Source organism: Alteromonas stellipolaris, assembly GCF_001562115.1.
In the GTDB taxonomy this organism is placed as follows: domain Bacteria; phylum Pseudomonadota; class Gammaproteobacteria; order Enterobacterales; family Alteromonadaceae; genus Alteromonas; species Alteromonas stellipolaris.
Genome location: NZ_CP013926.1, coordinates 1,389,276 through 1,409,537 on the forward strand (window position 1 = coordinate 1,389,276; position 20,262 = coordinate 1,409,537).

Annotated in this window: 19 protein-coding genes; 11 read left to right on the forward strand and 8 right to left on the reverse strand. The window is 44.4% G+C overall.

The genetic code is table 11. The features are described 5' to 3' along the window. Window positions 1-157 precede the first annotated feature (157 nt). The 4 genes from AVL57_RS05745 to dapA all read right to left on the reverse strand — a co-directional run bounded on the left by AVL57_RS05745 (window position 158) and on the right by dapA (window position 4,045). Window positions 158-1,120, reverse strand: a complete 963-nt coding sequence (locus AVL57_RS05745; protein WP_057792024.1) for a DMT family transporter — start codon at window positions 1,118-1,120, stop codon at window positions 158-160. A gap of 198 nt (window positions 1,121-1,318) precedes the next feature. Further along, entirely contained in the window at window positions 1,319-2,032 is a 714-nt protein-coding gene (purC, locus tag AVL57_RS05750) for a phosphoribosylaminoimidazolesuccinocarboxamide synthase (RefSeq protein WP_057792026.1), read from the reverse strand. 12 nt (window positions 2,033-2,044) lie between these two features. Further along, window positions 2,045-3,148, reverse strand: coding sequence for an NlpB/DapX family lipoprotein (gene bamC, locus AVL57_RS05755; RefSeq protein ID WP_057792028.1), 1,104 nt, complete (start codon window positions 3,146-3,148; stop codon window positions 2,045-2,047). Window positions 3,149-3,160: 12 nt separating this feature from the next. Next, entirely contained in the window at window positions 3,161-4,045 is an 885-nt protein-coding gene (gene dapA / locus AVL57_RS05760; RefSeq protein WP_057792030.1) for a 4-hydroxy-tetrahydrodipicolinate synthase, read from the reverse strand. 180 nt (window positions 4,046-4,225) lie between these two features. Between dapA and AVL57_RS05765 the strand changes: the two genes are divergently transcribed. Beyond that, window positions 4,226-4,789 (forward strand): glycine cleavage system transcriptional repressor, encoded by a 564-nt coding sequence (locus AVL57_RS05765; protein ID WP_057792032.1) that lies wholly within the window; start codon window positions 4,226-4,228, stop codon window positions 4,787-4,789. Beyond that, window positions 4,767-5,237, forward strand: a complete 471-nt coding sequence (gene bcp, locus AVL57_RS05770) for a thioredoxin-dependent thiol peroxidase (RefSeq protein WP_057792034.1) — start codon at window positions 4,767-4,769, stop codon at window positions 5,235-5,237. Before AVL57_RS05765 ends, bcp begins: the two co-directional genes overlap by 23 nt. Before the next feature lie 106 nt (window positions 5,238-5,343). Here the strand turns inward: bcp and AVL57_RS05775 are convergent, their stop codons facing one another. Beyond that, complete coding sequence (locus AVL57_RS05775) at window positions 5,344-6,420, reverse strand: AI-2E family transporter (protein ID WP_057792036.1); 1,077 nt, start codon at window positions 6,418-6,420, stop codon at window positions 5,344-5,346. Between the two features lie 280 nt (window positions 6,421-6,700). Between AVL57_RS05775 and bepA the strand changes: the two genes are divergently transcribed. After that, window positions 6,701-8,170: a beta-barrel assembly-enhancing protease gene (gene bepA, locus AVL57_RS05780; protein ID WP_061093579.1), complete on the forward strand. Its 1,470-nt coding sequence runs from the start codon at window positions 6,701-6,703 to the stop codon at window positions 8,168-8,170. On the opposite strand, the gene AVL57_RS05785 is transcribed toward bepA, so the two are convergent. Beyond that, on the reverse strand, window positions 8,165-8,692 hold the full coding sequence (locus tag AVL57_RS05785; RefSeq protein WP_232363282.1) for a TlpA family protein disulfide reductase: 528 nt from the start codon (window positions 8,690-8,692) through the stop codon (window positions 8,165-8,167). The genes bepA and AVL57_RS05785 overlap by 6 nt on opposite strands. Before the next feature lie 335 nt (window positions 8,693-9,027). On the opposite strand from AVL57_RS05785, the gene arsC reads away from it, so the two are divergent. From arsC to AVL57_RS05805, 4 genes are read left to right on the forward strand one after another with little or no spacing between them, the layout of a single operon-like run. Then, window positions 9,028-9,381: an arsenate reductase (glutaredoxin) gene (gene arsC / locus AVL57_RS05790; RefSeq protein WP_057792040.1), complete on the forward strand. Its 354-nt coding sequence runs from the start codon at window positions 9,028-9,030 to the stop codon at window positions 9,379-9,381. Beyond that, window positions 9,381-10,112, forward strand: a complete 732-nt coding sequence (locus AVL57_RS05795) for an NAD(P)H-dependent oxidoreductase (RefSeq protein ID WP_057792041.1) — start codon at window positions 9,381-9,383, stop codon at window positions 10,110-10,112. The genes arsC and AVL57_RS05795 overlap by 1 nt, the downstream gene beginning before the upstream one ends. After that, window positions 10,102-10,521, forward strand: a complete 420-nt coding sequence (locus AVL57_RS05800; protein ID WP_057792045.1) for a DUF2069 domain-containing protein — start codon at window positions 10,102-10,104, stop codon at window positions 10,519-10,521. The genes AVL57_RS05795 and AVL57_RS05800 overlap by 11 nt, the downstream gene beginning before the upstream one ends. A gap of 2 nt (window positions 10,522-10,523) precedes the next feature. After that, window positions 10,524-12,440: a hypothetical protein gene (locus AVL57_RS05805; RefSeq protein ID WP_057792047.1), complete on the forward strand. Its 1,917-nt coding sequence runs from the start codon at window positions 10,524-10,526 to the stop codon at window positions 12,438-12,440. A 152-nt stretch (window positions 12,441-12,592) separates the two neighbouring features. Here AVL57_RS05805 and hda read toward each other — a convergent pair whose 3' ends face one another. Both hda and AVL57_RS05815 read right to left on the reverse strand, forming a co-directional pair. Beyond that, a complete protein-coding gene (gene hda, locus AVL57_RS05810; protein WP_057796162.1) occupies window positions 12,593-13,327 on the reverse strand; it encodes a DnaA regulatory inactivator Hda in 735 nt (244 codons plus the stop codon). A 10-nt stretch (window positions 13,328-13,337) separates the two neighbouring features. Continuing rightward, entirely contained in the window at window positions 13,338-14,717 is a 1,380-nt protein-coding gene (locus tag AVL57_RS05815; RefSeq protein ID WP_057792049.1) for a DUF2066 domain-containing protein, read from the reverse strand. 277 nt (window positions 14,718-14,994) lie between these two features. Here AVL57_RS05815 and purM point away from each other — a divergent pair, with 277 nt between their 5' ends. From purM to fadE, 4 genes are all read left to right on the forward strand, one after another. Next, a complete protein-coding gene (purM, locus tag AVL57_RS05820; RefSeq protein WP_057792051.1) occupies window positions 14,995-16,035 on the forward strand; it encodes a phosphoribosylformylglycinamidine cyclo-ligase in 1,041 nt (346 codons plus the stop codon). Continuing rightward, on the forward strand, window positions 16,032-16,682 hold the full coding sequence (gene purN, locus AVL57_RS05825) for a phosphoribosylglycinamide formyltransferase (RefSeq protein ID WP_057792053.1): 651 nt from the start codon (window positions 16,032-16,034) through the stop codon (window positions 16,680-16,682). Before purM ends, purN begins: the two co-directional genes overlap by 4 nt. After that, window positions 16,642-17,385 carry a DUF3108 domain-containing protein gene (locus tag AVL57_RS05830; RefSeq protein ID WP_231751173.1) on the forward strand — a complete coding sequence of 248 codons (744 nt, stop codon included), beginning with the start codon at window positions 16,642-16,644 and terminating at the stop codon, window positions 17,383-17,385. The genes purN and AVL57_RS05830 overlap by 41 nt, the downstream gene beginning before the upstream one ends. Window positions 17,386-17,684: 299 nt before the next feature. Continuing rightward, a complete protein-coding gene (fadE, locus tag AVL57_RS05835; RefSeq protein ID WP_057792058.1) occupies window positions 17,685-20,147 on the forward strand; it encodes an acyl-CoA dehydrogenase FadE in 2,463 nt (820 codons plus the stop codon). Window positions 20,148-20,262: the final 115 nt, after the last annotated feature.

The following is a 20,262-nucleotide window of genomic DNA, read 5'->3' on the forward strand; positions in this document are numbered from 1 at the left end:
ATAGTAATGGTCGGGGCTTCGCCTTGTACTTACAAACCCCGTTCATCGGTATCTATATTTAACTACTTTTTAACCTATTTTGCCAACTACGCCATATTGGGCTCATTTGGACGTTGGTTAAGCGGGTGTGCTTTTTAAGCGAAAGCACTTCGCTTCGCTAGGCTTTGCGCATTTTAATAACCAACCAAATACCGCCCAATGTCATTAAAGAGGCAATCATTATTTGCAAGCTAATAGCTTCAGCAAGAAACGCCCAGCCCATCAGCGTGGCAATTACCGGTACGCTTAACTGAACGGTGGCAGCGGTTGTCGATTGAATTAACGGTAGCGCCTTGTACCAAATTGCATAGCCGCAACCAGAGGCCACTATCCCAGACGCCAGCGCATAAAACACGCCTTCGTTGCTCCACTGCCATGTACTGGTTACCCATAACCACATCACTAAAGGTAGGGTAAGTAAAGTGGCATATAAAAAGTTACCTGCACTCAGCAATAAGGGCGCGTTACTCTTTTTACCTAATAAGGAATAAAATCCCCATGCAATTCCTGCGCTTACCATTAACAGTGCTGAAAACAGCGGCGGCGCGCTTGCACCGGGTAGCAACAAGATAACTAAGCCTGCAAAAGCCAGTAAAAAACCTAACCACTGAAATGCAGCAAAGCGTTCGCCTTTTAGCAACCCCACTGAAATCATTGTGAGTTGCACTGCGCCAAATAAAAGCAGTGCGCCTGTACCCGTCGACATTGAGATATAGGCATAAGAAAATGCGATAGCATAAACAAATAGGCTTAACGCCCCTGCTATTGATGCTTGTTGTTTAATGGCCGCTATTGCACTGGTGTTCGTCGCCGCGCTGTTTGTGCCCGCCGCAGCGCTCTTGATATTAACCGCAGCACCTTCTGTTCCCGAAGCGCTTTGCTCACTTTTGTTACTCGCTAACAATGAACGGCGCGCAGTAAAAGCGACCAAAAGTGTTAAACACAATGCCCCACTGGCTAAGCGTATTGTGGTGAAAAGGCCTGGGTCGATATCGGTATTGGCCAGTGCCATACGGCATAACAACGAATTGGCAGCAAACGCCAGCATGGCAATACACACTAATCCGTATGGGTTACCCATTCATTTTCTCCAACAGCGTATTCATAAAAGCCCTTTTAGAAGGTTGATAATTTTACTAGGTTATTTCGTGCACGTAGCCACATGTAAAAAATACACAAAGCTCTGTTTAATCAAGGCTTTGTAATTTACCTTTTTACAGGCAAAAGAAAAGGACCGCAATGGGTCCTTTTTTCTTTCAATCTTTACACTAACATGCCGTTACAGTGAAACACCTAAGCGTTCTGCAACTTCAATGTAAGTTTCAACCACTGAGCCTAGGCCTTGTCTGAAACGGTCTTTATCCATCTTCTTGCGGGTTTCTTTGTCCCACAAGCGGCAACCGTCAGGTGTAAATTCATCACCTAAAACAATGTTGCCTTCAGGATCAACACCGAATTCAAGTTTGTAATCTACTAGCAACATGCCTGCTTCATCAAACAGCGATTTAAGCACAGCATTTACTTTAAACGTTAACGACTTCATTTCAGCAATTTGTGCTTCTGTCGCCCAGCCAAATGACACAATGTGATAATCGTTAATCATAGGATCGTGCAGTGCGTCGTTTTTAAGGAAGAATTCAAACACAGGCGGCGCCAACGTTTGCCCTTCTTCTACACCAAGACGACGAACCAAAGAGCCTGCCGCTAGGTTACGAACAACACATTCCACTGGGATCATGTCTAGCTTTTTAACTAAGGATTCAGTGTCAGAAAGCAAAGCTTCTACTTGCGTAGCAATACCCGCTTCTTCAAGTTTGGTCATAATAAAATGGTTGAACTTGTTATTCACTTCGCCTTTACGGTCTAGCTGTTCAATTTTTTCACCATCGAAAGCTGATGTGTCGTTTCTGAAATGCAGAATTAACTTATCGCTATCATCGGTAAAATACACAGTTTTTGCTTTACCGCGGTAAAGCTCGTCACGTTTTTCCATTCTCAGTCTCAATTATATATCAAGGTTATCTTCTGACATGACCTCGGCAAATGCGCCGTATAGGTCTGAAACCTGATTGGCTTCAAAAGGTTCGCTTTCATTATTCATGAAAGTCACTGAACTGCGTTTCTCACCGGCACGTGAAACTTTTAAACGGTAGTCACCTTTTTCAAGTAACTCATTGTCGCTGGAGAACAAGCCGCCCCACCAACCCGTGTCACTACCATTATAGGAAACAAACAGTAGGCCGTTAGATTTGTCTAAATCTTTAACGTCGAAACCAAGTTTACGCAATACCAATAACATACGTGGCCATACCACATCGTATTGTGCATCAACCATAAATGCTGGGTTGCCGTCATCATTAAAGCCCATTTCGGTATTTAGGCCTTGGCGAATACGTGCAATTCGGCGTGTTTCTTGTAATTGAATCTGGTATTCGTAATGACCAATCACTTGGTTAAGTACGTCTACTTCCTCGCGGCGCTCTTGCATGCTTGAAATTTCTGCAACAACATCGTCACCCGTGGTGGCCATATAGTCTTTTAAGTCAACAGAAAGCGCGGCAGATCTACCGTGAGGTTTTACGTCAAGAACGAATTCAAAGCGGCGTCCAACTTCACTTTCAGTGCTGGTCCATTTGTACCAAGGGCTATCCACTTCTTTTTTGATAATCATCCAATCAGTGTTTAGCACTTGCTGCTCTGGATCAAAGAAATCTACGCCAATGCCTTGTTCGTCTAGGAAGCTTAACAAAGAATTCCAAACTGCTTGGCTTAATGGTTGGCTATCATCAACTTGGTCGAACCAAATTGTTGCTGTGCTTTTACCTTCTTCTACGTGCGAGCCCGTAACAAGAGGCAATACCAACGCAGGAGACTGAACAAGCAATTTCTTGCCAACAAGACTTTCATCTACCCTTTCGTCTAGTTCAGGTACCGCAAACTCTCTAGAAAAAGCTGGTGCATCTAAGTCGGTAGGAACTTGTACTTGCTTTTGTTCTTTTGTTTCTAAGTACTTGTACGTTCCTGAAGCCGTCTTTCTATCTGTTTGGCTTGAACAACCTGCAAGTGCGATTACTACCATCGAACTCACTATAGCCAGCGTTCTATTCATCTGTGTTCCTTATTAACCCGAAATCAATGCGTATTTTTGTAATAGTTCTTCGATATGTTTTTGGCTTACAAGTTCCGGTAAAACCATAGGTAATCGCATTTGTGCACTTTCCATCATGCCCATTTTGTATAAAGCCCACTTAGGAATAACTGGATTAGGCTCGATAAATAGCGCGGTGTGAAGCAATTCGATGCTTTCATCTATAGTGCGACATTTATCAAAATCTTTTGCTAAAGCGGCTTCACACATTTGTGCAATGGCCTTTGGAACCACGTTTGCTGTCACAGAAATAACACCATGACCGCCTTCACACATAAATTCACAACTTGAGCCGTCATCGCCGCTTAATAAAACGAAGTCTGAAGGGACAAGTGCTTGTGTTGCTTTAAGGCGAGCAATATCACCGGTTGCGTCTTTTAATCCAACAATGTTTTTGTGAGATGAAAGTTCTGCAACGGTTTCAGGTAGCATGTCAGCAACGGTTCTACCTGGTACGTTGTATAACAACACAGGTAAATCGCTGGCATCAGCAATGGCGTTGAAGTGTGCCACCATGCCTGCTTGCTGAGGCTTGTTATAATAAGGGACTACGCTTAAGAAGCCGTCGATACCGGCGGCACCCAATTGTTGGGTAAGAAAAATCGCTTCAGCAGTTGAGTTTGCGCCACTACCTGCAATAACAGGAATAGCGCCAGACACCATAGCAACGGTCTCTTTAACTACGTTTACGTGTTCATCAAACGGTAAGGTGGCCGACTCGCCAGTGGTGCCAACAGACACAATACCATGTGTGCCTTGTTCAACATGAAAGCGCACTAGCTTCTCAAGTGACTTGTAATCGATGTCGCCGTTTTCAAACATCGGCGTGACGAGTGCTACGTAACTACCAGTAAACATAATCTCTCCGCAAAATATGAGCGCACATGGTAAATATGTCGGTAGCTAAACACAAGCTATCTCACGCCTAAATACCAAGAATTTGACAATAATCTGCATCAATACTACAAAAAGCCGCTGGTACTAAAAAAAAACTCTATGCTACCATCACGTCATACGTTTCTTGTGATGCAGGTTTTAATGTCTCAGCACCAACTGATTGTTACCATTTTAGGTTCAGATAAAACGGGTATATTAAGTGAAATTGCGACCACAGTTTCTGCAGCGCAGTGCAACATTCTAGACAGTCGACAAGCTATTTATGGTCAAGAGTTCTCACTTACTATGATTTTAGAAGGCTCGCAGTCAGCCATCACCCGCGCTGAGTGTACCGTGCCCCCTCTTTGTCAGCGACTCGATCTGCTTTCTATGATGAAACGTACCAGTCACCACGAGAAGCAAAATCTCGATCACTTATTTCACGTTGAGTTCAGCGGCGAAGATACTGCTGGCCTTATAAAAGCAGTAACAGGCTTTTTCGCAAAACGTAATGCGTCAATTAGTGCATTTAGACAAGCCACCTTTAAAGCGGCCGAGTGTAAAAACGAATGTATGCGATGCAAATTCGTTGTGAACATGCCCGCATCTGAAGATTTTGCTGCCCTAGAATCAGAACTAACCGCGTTATTTGAAGAGCTCAACGTAACCGGAAAAGTTGTAGATAAACATATTAAGGAATCTAATGAACACGCTTCAAGCTGGTGATAAAGCACCACAGTTTTCACTTCAAAACCAAAACGATGAAACCATTTCGTTATCAGATTACCTAGGCAAAAAAGTACTGGTTTACTTTTACCCTAAAGCGATGACCCCAGGCTGTACCGTTCAAGCGCAAGGCTTGCGCGACAGCAAAGAGGCATTAGGCGGCTTGAACGTAGAAGTTATGGGTATCAGCCCTGATGCGGTTAAACGCTTGCCAAAGTTCGCTGAAAAAGAAAGCCTGAATTTTACTTTGTTGTCTGACGAAGACCACGCGGTAGCAGATGCTTTTGGCGTATGGGGCTTGAAAAAGTTCATGGGTAAAGAGTATGACGGCATTCACCGCTTGAGCTTTTTAGTAGACGAAAACGGTGTTATCGAACACGTTTTCAATAAGTTTAAAACCAAAGAGCATCACACAGTGGTGTTAGATTACTTAGCAGATAACAAGTAACTCACTTCACGCTTATTTGTTAGAAACGAAAAAGGGCGATAGTTCACACTACCGCCCTTTTTCGTTTCGCTGGTTATTGGTTTTATTGCCTGTTTAGCTTAATGCGCTATTCGCTTTCAGCCACAGGTAATCCCGCAGGATTGCTCGACCACGCGGTTATTACTGCTTTTACTAATGTGGCCAAGGGTATGGCAAAGAAAACGCCCCAGAAGCCCCATAGACCGCCAAATACCAGCACTGCAATAATGATATACAGTGGGTGCAAGCTTACTGCTTCAGAGAAAAGCAAAGGCACCAGTAAGTTTCCATCTAGTGCCTGAATAATTGAATAGGCAATAAATAGGTACCAGAAGTCAGGCGTTAAACCCCATTGAAATAGCGCAACTATGGCAACAGGAATGGTGACTACCGCAGCGCCAATGTAAGGAATCAACACCGAAATTCCCACCAATACGCCAAGTAATATAGCGTATCGTAAATCCATAAAGGCAAAAGTTACGCATGACACTAAGCTAACAATCACAATTTCTATCACTTTGCCGCGAATATAATTGGCAATTTGTGAATTCATTTCATGGCCAACTTGCGTAATTAATCGGCGCTCTTTGGGCAACAAATTAGAAATACTTTCTAAAAAATACATTTTGTCTTTGAGCATGAAAAACACCATTAAAGGCACAAGCACCGCATAAACTAATAGCGCAGCCACATTGGCAATATTACTAAAAGACGCTGATATTAACGTTTCGCCTACGCCAACAAGTTTGTCGTTTAGCCCTTCCATCATTTGATGAATTTGATAAACCTGCACATAGTCTGGGTATTTTTCTGGCAAGGTTAAGATCCAATCTTGGGCCTTTTGCCATATTAACGGGGTTTCTTGAATAAGATTAATGCTTTGCCGGGTAACAATGGGCACTAAACCAATTAGCATGAAAATGACAAGGGTAATAAACCCCATTAATACGATGCCGCAAGCAATAGCGCGGCTTACGCCGAATCTAACAAGGTGGGTAACCGGCCAATCAAGTAAATAAGCTACAATCGCTGCCACTAAAACAGGCATGATAAGCTCGCCCCACAAGAGCAGCGCGGCGGTGGTAATTAGTATTAGAATAAGCAGCATGGCTGCATCAGGATCGGAAAATTTGCGTCGGTACCAGCGACCAAACACACTGATCATAAAAGCTTCCTGAGAAATTTTAAGAATAGGATACGCATCATAGTGTAAAGACTTAGCATCGGGCAATACACTTTCTATTTAAATCAATCTGGTAAGACGATTTAATAAGCAATATTCGAATCAAATGCCACGCTAATGGTTAATGTCAGATTTACACTAAAACTGGCATAAACGTACTTATCTAGGCAGAATGATAAAATTCATAATAAATAATTGAAACTGAAACGGTACTTTGGTGCTCTAATACGTATTCCAGTATTGTTCAGTAAATCACAGGTACATGAAGAAAAGGTTATCTCAAAAACTCTTGGTGCTGTCTTTCCTTATTACAGCTAGCTTGTCGAGTATTGCGCAAAGCGTGAGTTACACGAATAAAAATGCGCTGCCTGAAATTGGCGTAGTGGCGTCTGACGCCATTTCTTTAGACAAAGAAATGATTGTTGGCGATGCAGTTATGCGTCAAATGCGTGGGCAAAGCCCGCTAATAGCCGATCCTGTTTTAGATGAATACCTACAAGATTTAGGTAACCGCTTAGTCATTCATGCCGAAAATGCCAAATTCCCATTTCGTTTTTTCTGGGTAGATAACGATGCGATTAACGCCTTCGCTTTCTTTGGGGGGCATATAGGTGTTCATACTGGCCTTATGCGCAGAGCAAACACTGAAAGTGAATTGGCCTCGGTGCTGGCTCATGAAATCTCTCACGTTACACAACGGCATATCGCTCGAAGTATGCAAGCGCAACAACGTTCATCGCCCTTGGCTATTGCTTCGCTTATTGGTGGCGTATTAATAGCCATGGCAAACCCCCAAGCGGGTATGGCGGCAATGCAAGCTGGCCAAGCGGCTTCTGTACAAATGCAAATTGACTACACCCGTTCTAACGAGCAAGAGGCTGACCGCATTGGTATTGCTATGTTGTCTCGTGCTGGGTTCGATGCCAACGGCGCTGCAGACTTCTTTTCAATTATGGCTGAAGAATATCGAAACGTTTCACGCCCGCCAGCGCGTTTATTAACTCACCCATTAACTGAGTCTCGTATAGCCGATGCCCGTTCTCGTGCAGACGACTACCCTTCTCGCTTTGTTCCGGTAAGTAAACAGTTTGAGTTGGCTAAAGCCCGCATCATGGCTAGGTACTCATTCGAACCCGATTATGCGGTAGAGTATTTTACCGCGCAGGTAGATAAAGAGGCTTATCGAGTAAGAGAAGCATCGCTTTACGCCTTAGCATTGGCATATATGCGAACCGAAGAGTACGACAAAGCCCAAGACATCGTTATGGGTGAGTTGTTACGCAAAGATAGCGGCAACCTGTTTTATCTAGACGCCGCAACAGATATTTATATTGCTAAGGGCGAGCCTTTAAAGGCAGTAGAAATGTTGTCACCTTTTGTAGAGAACAGCCCGCGCAATCAAGTATTGGCGCTTAACCAAGCAAATGCCATGATAAGTGCTAGCCGTTACGATGATGCAATTAGTTTGCTAAAAGACTTTTTATTGGTGAACGACGAATACCAAATTGCGCATCAGTTGATGTCTGAAGCGTACCAAAAAGCGAAGCGCTTTTCGCAAATGCACCAAAGTAAGGCAGAAGTGTATGCCTTGTATGGCGCCTATACCCGCGCAGTGGATGAACTGCAGTATGCTTATAACTTTGCGAAAGACGACGACCATCTTCAAAAGCAACGTATTAGGGCAAGAATAAAGCAATTTAGAGATCAAGAAGAGCGGTTGCAGCGCCTATAACGCCTGTGCCTGTAACTCTGCTATTTTGTCTTTTAACATATCAGCAGTTACCTCACCTAAAATCTCGGCTTGAACCTGACCTTGCGGGCCCACAATGTAAGTCGCCGGTAAATACGGCGGCTTCGTAATGGGAAGTCGCGTTTCCTCATTAGCCATAATCAAATTCAGCGTAATGTCGAACTTATCTGCCATGGCCTGCAAATCGCCTTTAGGTAATACGTCGTAGTTAATGGCGAATAACGAAGTGTTTGGCGGGAGGTTGTCGCCTAAATGGTGTAACTCAGGCATTTCTCTTAAACAAGGGGCACACCACGGGGCGAAGTAATTAATTATTACCCAATTGCCCTCTAAATCTCGCCACTTATATTCGCCGCCTTGTAAAGTTTCAAAGTCGGTCTGATTGTACTTATAAAACCACACTCCAGCTGTTGCTGAAAGTAACATCACCAATATAATCAACAGCCCTTGCTTCACAGCGTTCGTCATTTTTAGCGTACCTTTTTTGCCATACTTTTTTGCCATACTTTTTTGCCATAAGAACAGCGTTGTTATTAATAAAGACAATATAAACAACAACGGTGTGAAAACATGCCTTGCTGCGTATTTAATAGCAAGTATTTTCATGTGTTTGCAAATGGGTTTCCCTTTCTACCTGCTCAATTTCAAGGGCGACATTTGTAGCGTGCAGTTTGCACATGCAGGGTTAATTGCTTAGCATCAGCGTTAATTTATTAGCCCTAAACACCAATATTAATGCGCTTTTATCATTAATAAGGGCTTAGCACCTTGAAAAACACCTTCAAACAAGCAATAGTCAGCGCCAAAATTTGGCAATGATTTAACGATGAGGCGACATTATGTCTTCGGTTACTATTTTACATAACCCGCGCTGCTCTAAAAGCCGCCAAACCTTAGCACTACTCGAAGAAAAAGGTATATCGCCTACGGTAGTAGAATACTTAAAAACGCCACTGAGCATCGATGAACTTAAAACCTTGTTTGGGCAACTTAACGTAGAGAATGTGCGAGACATGATGCGCACGAAAGAAGATGCCTATAAAGCTGCAGCATTAGGTGGCGCAGATATTACCGATGAACAGCTTTTTGCCGCCATGGTAGAACACCCTAAGTTAATTGAACGCCCTGTTGTTATTAGTAACGATAGTGCGCGTATTGGAAGACCGCCAGAGGCCGTGTTGGAAATCGTATAATGGGCCCTATTTTAGTTCTTTATTACAGCCGCCATGGCAGCACCAAAAGATTAGCCGATGCTATAGCCCAAGGGGCAATGGCTGAACTATCAAGCTTGGAAGCCAATGCGGCGTCATCTTCTACTGGTGAATCATTTGTGCGACCAGAAGTTATTGTTCGCAGTGTGGCAAGCCTAAACCCGAGTTCAAATGGCGCCAGTTCGAAAGAGCCTGGCTTAAATAGTCAGGGCTCAGGGGAAGAGAGCACCAACGTCAGTGTGGAAGAATCAAACCCTAACGCAGCCCCCACGGTTACCTTACAAGAACTCGAACGATGTAGTGCGCTTGCGCTAGGAAGCCCTACGCGATTTGGTAATATGGCAGCGCCAGTAAAGTACTTTTTAGACAGCACCAGTAGCCAGTGGCTAAAAGGATCGCTAATTAATAAGCCAGCGTGTGTTTTCACATCAAGTTCTTCCATGCATGGCGGTCAAGAATCAACGCTGCTTTCCATGATGATCCCATTATTCCACCACGGCATGGTGATGTGCGGCCTGCCCTACAGCGAGCCAGCGCTTCATGAAACTCGCAGCGGTGGAAGTCCTTACGGTGTGAGTCACGTCGCACTCGACAACGCAGTCACACTCACTGAAGATGAAAAATCTTTATGTATTGCTCAAGGTAAACGTCTGGCAAATTTAGCCAATGCTTTGTGGCATGCGAATAACCCGGAGACAACACATGGCGCCTAACACTCGCTTTTACCGTTATTTGGCACTTGGTTGTCATACCCTCTTAATAGCGTGGATTATTGCGTGGCAGTTTTTTCTTAATAAAACGCTAACGTACTCGCCAATCTTTATTACACTGGTTTATTTAGTGCCGTTACTTTTACCTTACAAGGGAATTATACAAGGCAAGCCGTATACTCACGCTTGGGCAAATTTCGTGGTACTGTTTTATTTAATGCACGGTTGTACGGTGGCTTATGCGGTGCCTGAAGAGCGCTGGTATGCTGCAATTGAAATTCTGCTTTGTGTTGGAATGTTCGTTGGTTGCAGCGCGTTTGCTCGTAAACGTGGACGTGAATTAGGCCTTGGATTAAAGAAACTTAAACAAGTTATGCAAGAAGAAAAGGCGCATTTCGAACAAGGGGAATAACGATGAAGTGGCTACTACCGATTTCACTGTTGGCATTATATGGATGCGGCGGTTCAACAGGAGATAGCAACACCACTACACCTACCCCATCTTCGCCACCCAACCTAACAATACAGGGCGCCAGCGAAATCATTGCTGGCGACTCTGCCGATTTTGCCGTTGCCGCCCCATCGGGCACATTTATAACTAGTGTGAATTGGACGGTAAGTGCAACTAGCGCTAGCACACAAGCAAACAATATAACTCCTCTTGCATCACATACCCAAGCCATAGGTTTCGATGCTATGGCGGCCGGCGAATACCTTGTTTCAGTTACTGCCACTTTTTCTAGTGCCGATTCTTTAACCGAAATAACCTTAACCGACGAGCTTAGCCTTACCGTTATTGAAGGCCAGCCCCCTGGCGCTACTTTACGTTTAGGTCACGAAGCCAGCGAAGGGGGCCGCGTTTCACTGCACGTAGATAACAACAGCTTGAAAACCGTAACCGACATTACGTGGGAACAGTTATCAGGGGCATCAATACCCGCTTTTACCTTTGATGACGGCGATTTTTCTTATAACCTTTATTTTCAAGCGCCACAAGTAAGCGCCGACAGCATTGCTGAAATTCAAGCTACGCTGACTTTCGATGATGGCTCGGTTGCGATCGATACGGTTCAAGTGTTGATAAAAAACATCAATATAGATTCAGATGCGTATTTCGTTGACGACTCAGGCAGTAATCCTGAAACCGTGACGTCGCACATGCTAGCGTATCGCCCGAATAGCCCTTATGCCGCAGCGCTAGACGCTTGCGTATACAACAATGAGCTAACATCCAGCTGCACATTTGCGCAACTTCCCCTTATTGGCCAACAGACCGAATCCCCTACTATCGATGATATTTTAGATAGAACCTATGTGTCACATCCATGGATGGGAGAGGCATTCGAGCAGTTTCTACAAACATCTAACAGCAGTGACGATTTGCTACAAATGCTAAGAGCTACCAGTGCGGTTGTCATTTCTTACGATATTCGCCCCTCATTTTATTGGGCAGTGACTGGTGCTATTTACCTTGATGCAAATAACTTTTGGCGCAGCCCTGAAGAAAGAGACACCATTAATACTCAACCCGATTACCGTAGCGGTTTTGGTAGTGATTTAGATTTTTCTATTTTTTGGCGATACGTAAAAGACGCAGCCTATTACTATCCACAAACTGGCTTGGCAGCGTCAGCAAGGGCAACCCGTACTCAACAAGGTGTCGATGCCGCACTAACATGGTTGATGTACCACGAGCTCGCCCATGCGAATGATTTCTTCGACTATACAACCTGGTCGTCCTTATCTAACAGTAATACCCCTCTAAATTACGTTAATAACAACGCGCCTTTATCTACTGGCCTTGAAAACACCTTGCCACTTACCTCATCCGAACTACATGCGCTGGCGCAGGTACGCTATGGGGGTGATGATGCCAACAGTACACAGCGCGCTTATTCAGCAGGTCAAGTTGCCAACTGGTTTGCTAGCGACGGCGCAGTTACTTTTTATTCCTATTACACCGAAAGAGAAGATTTCGCTAATTTGGTCGAGCGTTTCATGATGCTTTATCGAATGGACGCCAGTGCGGATGTGGCCATATTTTCAGGTGATGCGGTAGACGATGGTTCATACGATGTCACTTGGGGGCAACGGGATCGTATTAACGATAGCAACCTGCAATTACGGGTAGATTATGCGGTTAGCCGTGTATTACCCGAGCTCGATATTCCGGCCATTCAAGCTGCCATGCCAACGCCAACTTTGTTTCCTGCCGACAGCACTTGGTTTAATACGGTAGATTTAGACAATGAAGAAAGTGTGCAGCTTACAGGCGATGAAAAAAAAGCGATTATAGAAGCGCAAGAGAAGCTTGAAGAGCGTTTATTTTAGTTTTTAACTAAGCGCTTTTTAGTATGGTTGTTCAATCTGTTTTTTTGGGGGCTGTGCTATCACGGAAGCGCTGTAGCAGGCAAAGTTGGCGTATTGAAAACTAGCGGATTGGAAATTAGTGGATTGGAATTAGCGCAATTGGTAATTAGAAATTAAAGCCCGAGCTCCCGCTTAACCATTGCCACAGAAAGCTTTTTTTGCTCCTGCAATGAACGAGTATCAAGTCTGGCTAATAAGCTTAACAAGCTTCGTAAATCTCGGTCGCTGTGGTGCAACAAAAACTGTAATGCCTGTTCTGACAACCGCAATCCTCGTTGATTAGCACGCAATCGCACCACTTCCTTACGCGACTCATCATTAAGCGCTGTTAAATGATAAATGACTCCCCATGCAAGCCTAGAGCTTAAATCTGGCAATTGAAATGCTGGGTGTGAAGGCCCGTGTTGACTACCGCCCACAATGAGTGCGTGAGGGTTTTCTATCACCCGATTGAAAAGATCGAATAAGGCTTCTTCCCATCGTGGGTGACCAGCAATGGCATGCATATTATCTAAACAGATAACCGAGAGATTTTCTAACCCATCAAAAATATCAAAAGACCACTGGGCATGATGATTCAAATTTAAATAAAGGTGATTTACGTTTTGCTGCGCCAGTTGATGACACAAGGCATAAAGTAAATGGCTTTTACCCAAGCCCTGCCCACCTAACAATGTAACTAATGGCAGATGTAATGCAGAAAGCGAGGCTAAAGACGGCGCATCGTGCCATGCAGGCATAGCACTTGGAATACCCTTAAGCAACGCCACCACTTCTTGGTTTCCCGTATCAACAAAACTGTCGAACGTTTCATCTGTGGGTAGCGTTACAGGGAGAGTTAGCTGCATAGCAAAAGGGTCATTCATTCCAGTAAAAGGTATATCCTTCTACCACTTGACCAAAGGCATCGGTGACAGGCCTAAGTTTAGATTCAAGCCTTACAGTGTTGAGTAAATCCTCTGGCGTACCAAGCAAAGTTAAATTGTAAGTAGCTACGGAACCGGTTTGCCCAGTTAACATAGCTTCTTCTATTACGCTTAAGCTTTTTAAATACGTATTAGCGTTAGCGTATTTTTTTAATGAGTCTAAATTGGCAACCGACACAGATATTTGCACTCGCTCTGCATCTACTGCTCCGGGGATCACTGCATATTGTGAAGATAAGTAGTTGGCATAAGCATCAACCAACTGTTGAGTAAGTGATGTAGGTTCGTCGGCAAAAATGGAACCGTAGCTGACCTTACCATTACCCACAAACACCCAATCAAGTGCATATTCACCTTCTTGTGCTTTTTGTGCATATTGGGTGAATTCGTCCATCGTGAAAGGCGGCATGTCTTGCGCTTCATTCATCATTGCAGCTGTGGCTGTTACTTCATCGCCTGCAAGGCTAGCTTGTTGTTCTTCGTTTGTCTGCAGATTCACGCCGTTACTCATGCCATCACTTACGTCGCCAGTCACGCTATTAACGTCACTTAAATCTAGTTGACCGCTTGGCGGTTGTTCTGCAGCGCTGGCCTCACCTGTACGCTTATCTTGAATACTACCATCCTGATAAGCATTGGACGAAGCAGGCAAACCTTCAGGGATAGACGGCATTTCGCCAGGAGCATTTTTATACAAACGAGCGCCAATAATATTATCAACACCATAACGCTGTGATGATGCCGTTAATGACTGAACGAACCTACCCCACACATCGTAAATTGAAATATTGGCAGAGTCGGTTAAATCCATTAACGGCAGGCTTACCGGTACACCGCGGGTTTTGGCGGTGTTAACCAACATTTCCCCTACCGGTGTTGGTGAACTTTCATCTAAAATAATGCGTTCGTTGTCGTCGGTTTCTGTGGCCAACCACACAATGGTTTCTGGTCTACGCTCGCCCCACAAAGGTAGGCCTTCACGTTTCATCAGTTCGGTCAGCTTAGTTTTGTCAAACTCTGCAACATAAAAGGTTTCGTTGCCTGAATAAGAAAAGCGGTACGAGCGAAGGTAAGCTTCTGGCTTTCTAAGTGCTGCCCTTACACCAGGGTTCTGCAGCACCGTGGTATTACCTGACACCTTCACCATCACTTGGGTTAAGGCTTCTTTTACCGCGTTGGCTTGTGTTTTTTGACTCTGATCACTAACAGGTATCTGTGCTTCATTAACCACCACGTGCTGCGTAGCATGGGCACTCATTGTGCACACCGCTATTGCCAAACCTACACCGCGAATTAATTGTTGCTGAAACATACGCCTAATTTTCCTGTTCCGATAAGAAATCAATTTCTTCACTACTCCACTACAACGCCAAAAGATCGTTGCCCGCTATTCTCTGTCATATTCGCGTTTATTTCATCTATAAATACAAAAAACGAAGTTTGAAGCAGCTAAAAAATGTATTTCATACTCAAATTACACTTTTTTCACATGATCTGCCCCTTATCCGCCTTAGTCAATTGGACTTGTGGTGACTTACTGGTAGAATCCGCGTTTTTCTACCTCTTACTCTTAGTTCTAGGGCGCAAACGTGAGCGAAAATAAAACCTCTCTTAGTTATAAAGATGCTGGTGTCGATATTGATGCGGGAAACCAACTTGTCGACCGTATTAAATCCGTTACTAAAAGGACTCACCGTCCGGAAGTAAAAGGAAACCTTGGTGGGTTTGGCGCATTATGTTCGCTTCCAACGAAATACAAGAACCCTTTATTGGTTTCTGGAACCGATGGCGTGGGCACTAAACTTCGTGTTGCTATGGACGCGAACCGTCACGACGGTGTGGGTATTGACCTTGTAGCCATGTGCGTTAACGACCTTATCGTGCAAGGTGCAGAGCCGCTGTTTTTCTTAGACTATTACGCTACTGGCAAACTAGATGTTGATGTTGCTGCATCGGTAGTTACCGGTATTGGTAATGGTTGTGAGCAAGCAGGATGTGCCCTAATCGGTGGTGAAACCGCTGAGATGCCAGGCATGTACCACGGCGGCGATTACGATATTGCAGGTTTCTGCGTTGGTGTAGTTGAAGCTGATAAAGTTATCGACGGCACTAAAGTAAAGCCTGGCCAGAAACTTATCGCGCTAGGGTCATCAGGTCCTCACTCTAACGGTTACTCACTCGTTCGTAAGATTTTAGAAGTGAGCAACGCCGACGTAAATCAAGATTTAGACGGCAAGCCGCTTATCGAGCATTTACTTGAGCCTACCCGCATTTATGTGAAATCTGTCTTAGCATTGCTTGAGAAAGTTGAAGTTAGCGCTATTTCGCACATTACTGGCGGCGGTTTCTGGGAAAACATCCCTCGAGTATTACCTGATGATGCAAAAGTGGTTATTGACGAGAAGAGCTGGCAGTGGCCTTCAGTATTTAGCTGGCTGCAAGAGAACGGTAACGTTACTCGTCACGAAATGTACCGTACGTTTAACTGTGGTGTTGGCCTAGTTATCGTTGTTGATGAAGCCGACGTAGATACCACTATTGCAACGTTGAAAGAACACGGTGAAAATGCCTGGTTAATTGGTGATATTCAAGCCAAGGACGGTGAGCAGCAAGTAGAGATAAACGCGTGAGCACTCCATCAACCAAACTTTGCGTTTTAATTTCAGGTAACGGCAGTAACTTACAAGCCATTATTGATAATATCAGCGCTGAAAAGCTCGACGCTGAAATCTGTGGTGTTATTAGTAACCGCCCAAATGCGTACGGTTTAACCCGTGCGCAAGAAGCCGGTATTAAGGCAATTAGCCTAGACCACATGCAGCATGACAGTCGCGAAAGCTACGACAAGGCATTGCAAGCTGAAATTGAATCATTAAACCCAGACTATATTGTACTTGCTGGCTTCATGCGTATCCTAACGCCTGAGTTTGTAAATACTTTTTCTGGAAAATTAGTGAACATTCATCCATCTTTGTTGCCCAAATACAAAGGGTTGAATACGCATCAGCAAGCCATCGATAACGGCGACGAAGAACACGGCGTAAGCGTGCACTTTGTGACGCCTGAGTTAGATGGCGGCCCAGTCATTATTCAAAGCCGCGTGCCGGTTTTCGAAGATGACACTGCGGTAGACTTAGCAGATCGTGTTCAAGAACAGGAGCGTCGCATATACCCATTAGTGCTTTCTTGGTTCAGTGCGGGGCGACTTAAGATGGTAAATAATAAGGCTATCCTAGATGAGCAAGAACTCCCAGAATCGGGTTATGCAAACGAGTAAACGCCGTTTTGTAGCAGCAATATTAATGGCTTTTGTGGGCGCCAGCGCCCACGCGGCCGATGCAACAGAGAGTAAACTTCAACCCTACGAGGCAGTTTATACTGCTTACAAGTGGGGCGATGATGTGGGCGAAGCTCGCATTAAGCTTGAAGCGTTAAGCAATACACAATATTCCCTCACCTACTCTTCCAAAGTTTCTAAATTCTTTTTATCTGACAAACGCTATGAGCATTCAATTTTTAAAGTAGAAGACAGTAGCGTTTTACCTATCGAGTATCATTATACTCGCACCGGTACAGGGCCAGATAAAAAGCTCACTGTTAACTTCAATACCGATAACGGCGGCAAAATAGCGATAGAAAATGGCGACGAGTTTGTTTGGAACGGTCAGTTCGACAACCAAATCTACCGCGTAGACCTTGCGAATCAATTAGCATCTGGCGAAACCAACCTGACTTACGACTTTGTTAATTATCGTGGTGAGTTACGTACCTACGGTGTAGAAGTAGTTGGTAATGAAAATTTATCATTACCTTATGGTGATTTCGACACGGTGAAAGTGAAACTTATTCGTGATTCTAAAACTCGCGAAACCTTTGCGTGGTTTGCTCCATCATTAAACTATACCCTAGTGCGATTGCAGCAATTTAAAGACGGTGAAGAGCAAGGCGACATTAAGCTGAAGTCTTACACCAGCGAGTAAATTTAAGTTACACCTTCAATCGGCGGGGATCTCCCCGCCTATTTTCCTTTTCTATTTTCATTATTTGACCGTTTTACCCAACCTAGCTGCTAGCCCATAGCTATAGCGTTCTAGCGCAAACTATAAGCGTTAGTTTTAATGCAAAATTCATGTAAAAATCTTGATCTTTGGGCCATTAAATAATAGGTTTAACCCATGCTGGTCTGACCTCAAATTTATCGTTGCGCAGAATCTTGCGCAATGAACCAAAATAAGAGGAACGATTAGCGTTACATTTAACGCCTTCTCAGGAGCGAAGTATGGCAGATTTTATTTGGTTTTTACTGGTAGTGTTAGCCTTGGCTGTTGCCAGCTATCAACGTACCAGCTTAGTAACAGCAGTGTGTATTGCTGGTGGAGTCATGATTTTAGGGACTCTATTTGGTGATATTGGTTTACTTGGTTGGATTGTATTCCTAGCGCTTACGCTGCCGTTTACCCTTTCTAATATTCGTCAGCAACACATCACTAAGAAATTATTAGCATTTTACCGAAAGGTAATGCCAGAAATGTCCAGCACCGAACAAGAAGCAATCGATGCAGGTACAGTATGGTGGGACGGCGATATTTTCAGTGGTAAGCCTGATTGGGAAAAACTTCATCGAATTCCGAAAGGTCGTTTAACGGCTGAGGAACAAGCGTTCCTAGACGGGCCGGTTGAAGAAGTATGTTCAATGGTAGATGAATGGCAAATTAACCATAAAGATGCCGATTTATCGCCTGAAATCTGGGCATACCTGAAAGAACATAAGTTCTTTGCCATGATCATTAAAAAAGAATACGGCGGCCTAGCGTTCTCAGCGTTCGCACAGTCTCGCGTTCTTCAAAAGCTTGCTGGTGTTAGCGCAGTACTTTCAAGTACCGTTGGTGTTCCTAACTCGTTAGGCCCAGGCGAACTACTTCAGCACTATGGAACAAAAGAACAACAAGACCATTACTTACCTCGCCTAGCGGCAGGTCAAGAGGTTCCTTGTTTTGCATTAACTGGCCCTGAAGCAGGTTCAGATGCTGGCGCTATTCCTGATGTCGGTGTGGTATGTAAGGGCGACTGGAACGGTGAAGAAGTGCTAGGTATGCGCCTAACATTTGATAAGCGTTACATTACCCTTGCACCAGTGGCAACAGTAATTGGTCTGGCGTTTAAGCTTCAAGACCCAGACGGTTTGTTAAGTGACAATAAAGAGCCTGGTATTACTTGTGCACTTATTCCACGCGATACCAAGGGTTTAGAAATTGGCCGTCGTCACTTCCCGCTGAATACGCCTTTCCAAAATGGTCCTATTCGCGGAAACGACATTTTCGTTCCAATCGATTACATTATTGGTGGCCCTTCAATGGCTGGTAGAGGCTGGCGTATGCTGGTTGAGTGTTTGTCAGTAGGTCGTTGTATTACCCTACCGTCTTCTGCTGCAGGTGGTGCTAAGTCTGTATCATTGGCAACGGGTGCGTACGCACGTATTCGCCGTCAGTTCCGTATGCCTGTTGGTCATATGGAAGGTGTAGAAGAAATGCTAGCTCGTATCGGCGGGAATGCTTACTTGATGGATGGCGTAACCCGCTTTTCAACAGTAGGTGTAGATTTGGGTGAGAAGCCGTCTGTTATATCGGCAATCTGTAAATACCACCTTACTGAAAAGATGCGTCAAGTCATTAACGACTCTATGGACGTTCATGGCGGTAAAGGCGTAATGCTTGGGCCAAATAACTATTTGGGTCGTGGTTACCAAGGTGTACCGGTTTCAATTACCGTTGAAGGCGCTAACATTCTTACTCGTAACATGATGATATTCGGTCAAGGCGCAATGCGCTGCCACCCTTTCGTATTGAAAGAAATTCAAGCAGCGTCAATTGAAGATAAGAAAGAAAGCATTGCCGCGTTCGATAAAGCCGTATTTGGGCATATTGGTTTTGCCATTTCAAATACTGTTCGTAGTGTTTGGTTTTCACTAACTAGTGGCGTATTCAGCAGTGCACCATTTACTGACGAAACCGCTCACTACTATAAGCTGTTACAAGGTTACAGTGCTAACTTAGCGCTACTTACCGATGTTTCTATGGGTGTGTTAGGCGGCGACTTAAAACGTCGCGAGCGCTTGTCTGCACGCCTAGGTGATATCTTAAGTGGTCTGTACCTAGGTAGTACTACATTGAAGCGTTTTGACGAAGATGGTCGTTTAAAAGAAGATTTACCGCTACTTCATTGGGCAATGCAAAACACCTTGCATGACATTGAAACCGCTATTGATGACTTCTTAGCGAACTTCCCTAACAAAGCCATTGGTGTGGTACTTCGTGGTCTTGTTATTCCGTTTGGTCGTCGTGTTGGTAAGCCTTCTGATAAAACCGAGCATGCTATTGCGCAAATGCTACAAACCCCTTGTAGCGCACGTAGCCGCTTAGGTTATGGTCAGTACCTAGCCCGTGTAGAAGGTAACTTGTTCGGTGACTTAGAACAGACCCTTGATGACGTATTAGCAGCCGAGCCAATCTTCGAACGCATTTGCAAACATAAGAAAGCGAAACTGCCTTTCACACGTTTAGCGGCGTTAGCGGACGATGCGCTAAGTGAAGACATTATTAATGAAGAAGAAGCTGATTTACTTCGCCGTACAGAAGCAGGTAGACTAAGAACCATTAATGTTGACGATTTTGACCACGAAGAATTAGTGGCTAAAGTGAACTCTTCTAGCGAAACAAAGAAACGAGGAGGCAAAGCTGCTTAGCTTAATCCCCCCTAAAAAGGGCCGCTTCGGCGGCCTTTTTTTATGCATCAAATCCACTGCTATTTTATGGTTAGCTTTGTTACTGACTGCCCCTGCTCATGCTGAATCGCAGTAC

Coding starts and splice junctions, on each gene's coding strand:
- AVL57_RS05745 (WP_057792024.1), bottom strand. CDS start 1,120: ATGGGTAACCCATACGGATTAGTGTGTATTGCCATGCTGGCGTTTGCT.
- purC (WP_057792026.1), bottom strand. CDS start 2,032: ATGGAAAAACGTGACGAGCTTTACCGCGGTAAAGCAAAAACTGTGTAT.
- bamC (WP_057792028.1), bottom strand. CDS start 3,148: ATGAATAGAACGCTGGCTATAGTGAGTTCGATGGTAGTAATCGCACTT.
- dapA (WP_057792030.1), bottom strand. CDS start 4,045: ATGTTTACTGGTAGTTACGTAGCACTCGTCACGCCGATGTTTGAAAAC.
- AVL57_RS05765 (WP_057792032.1), top strand. CDS start 4,226: ATGTCTCAGCACCAACTGATTGTTACCATTTTAGGTTCAGATAAAACG.
- bcp (WP_057792034.1), top strand. CDS start 4,767: ATGAACACGCTTCAAGCTGGTGATAAAGCACCACAGTTTTCACTTCAA.
- AVL57_RS05775 (WP_057792036.1), bottom strand. CDS start 6,420: ATGATCAGTGTGTTTGGTCGCTGGTACCGACGCAAATTTTCCGATCCT.
- bepA (WP_061093579.1), top strand. CDS start 6,701: ATGAAGAAAAGGTTATCTCAAAAACTCTTGGTGCTGTCTTTCCTTATT.
- AVL57_RS05785 (WP_232363282.1), bottom strand. CDS start 8,692: ATGGCAAAAAAGTATGGCAAAAAAGGTACGCTAAAAATGACGAACGCT.
- arsC (WP_057792040.1), top strand. CDS start 9,028: ATGTCTTCGGTTACTATTTTACATAACCCGCGCTGCTCTAAAAGCCGC.
- AVL57_RS05795 (WP_057792041.1), top strand. CDS start 9,381: ATGGGCCCTATTTTAGTTCTTTATTACAGCCGCCATGGCAGCACCAAA.
- AVL57_RS05800 (WP_057792045.1), top strand. CDS start 10,102: ATGGCGCCTAACACTCGCTTTTACCGTTATTTGGCACTTGGTTGTCAT.
- AVL57_RS05805 (WP_057792047.1), top strand. CDS start 10,524: ATGAAGTGGCTACTACCGATTTCACTGTTGGCATTATATGGATGCGGC.
- hda (WP_057796162.1), bottom strand. CDS start 13,327: ATGCAGCTAACTCTCCCTGTAACGCTACCCACAGATGAAACGTTCGAC.
- AVL57_RS05815 (WP_057792049.1), bottom strand. CDS start 14,717: ATGTTTCAGCAACAATTAATTCGCGGTGTAGGTTTGGCAATAGCGGTG.
- AVL57_RS05830 (WP_231751173.1), top strand. CDS start 16,642: ATGAGCAAGAACTCCCAGAATCGGGTTATGCAAACGAGTAAACGCCGT.
- fadE (WP_057792058.1), top strand. CDS start 17,685: ATGGCAGATTTTATTTGGTTTTTACTGGTAGTGTTAGCCTTGGCTGTT.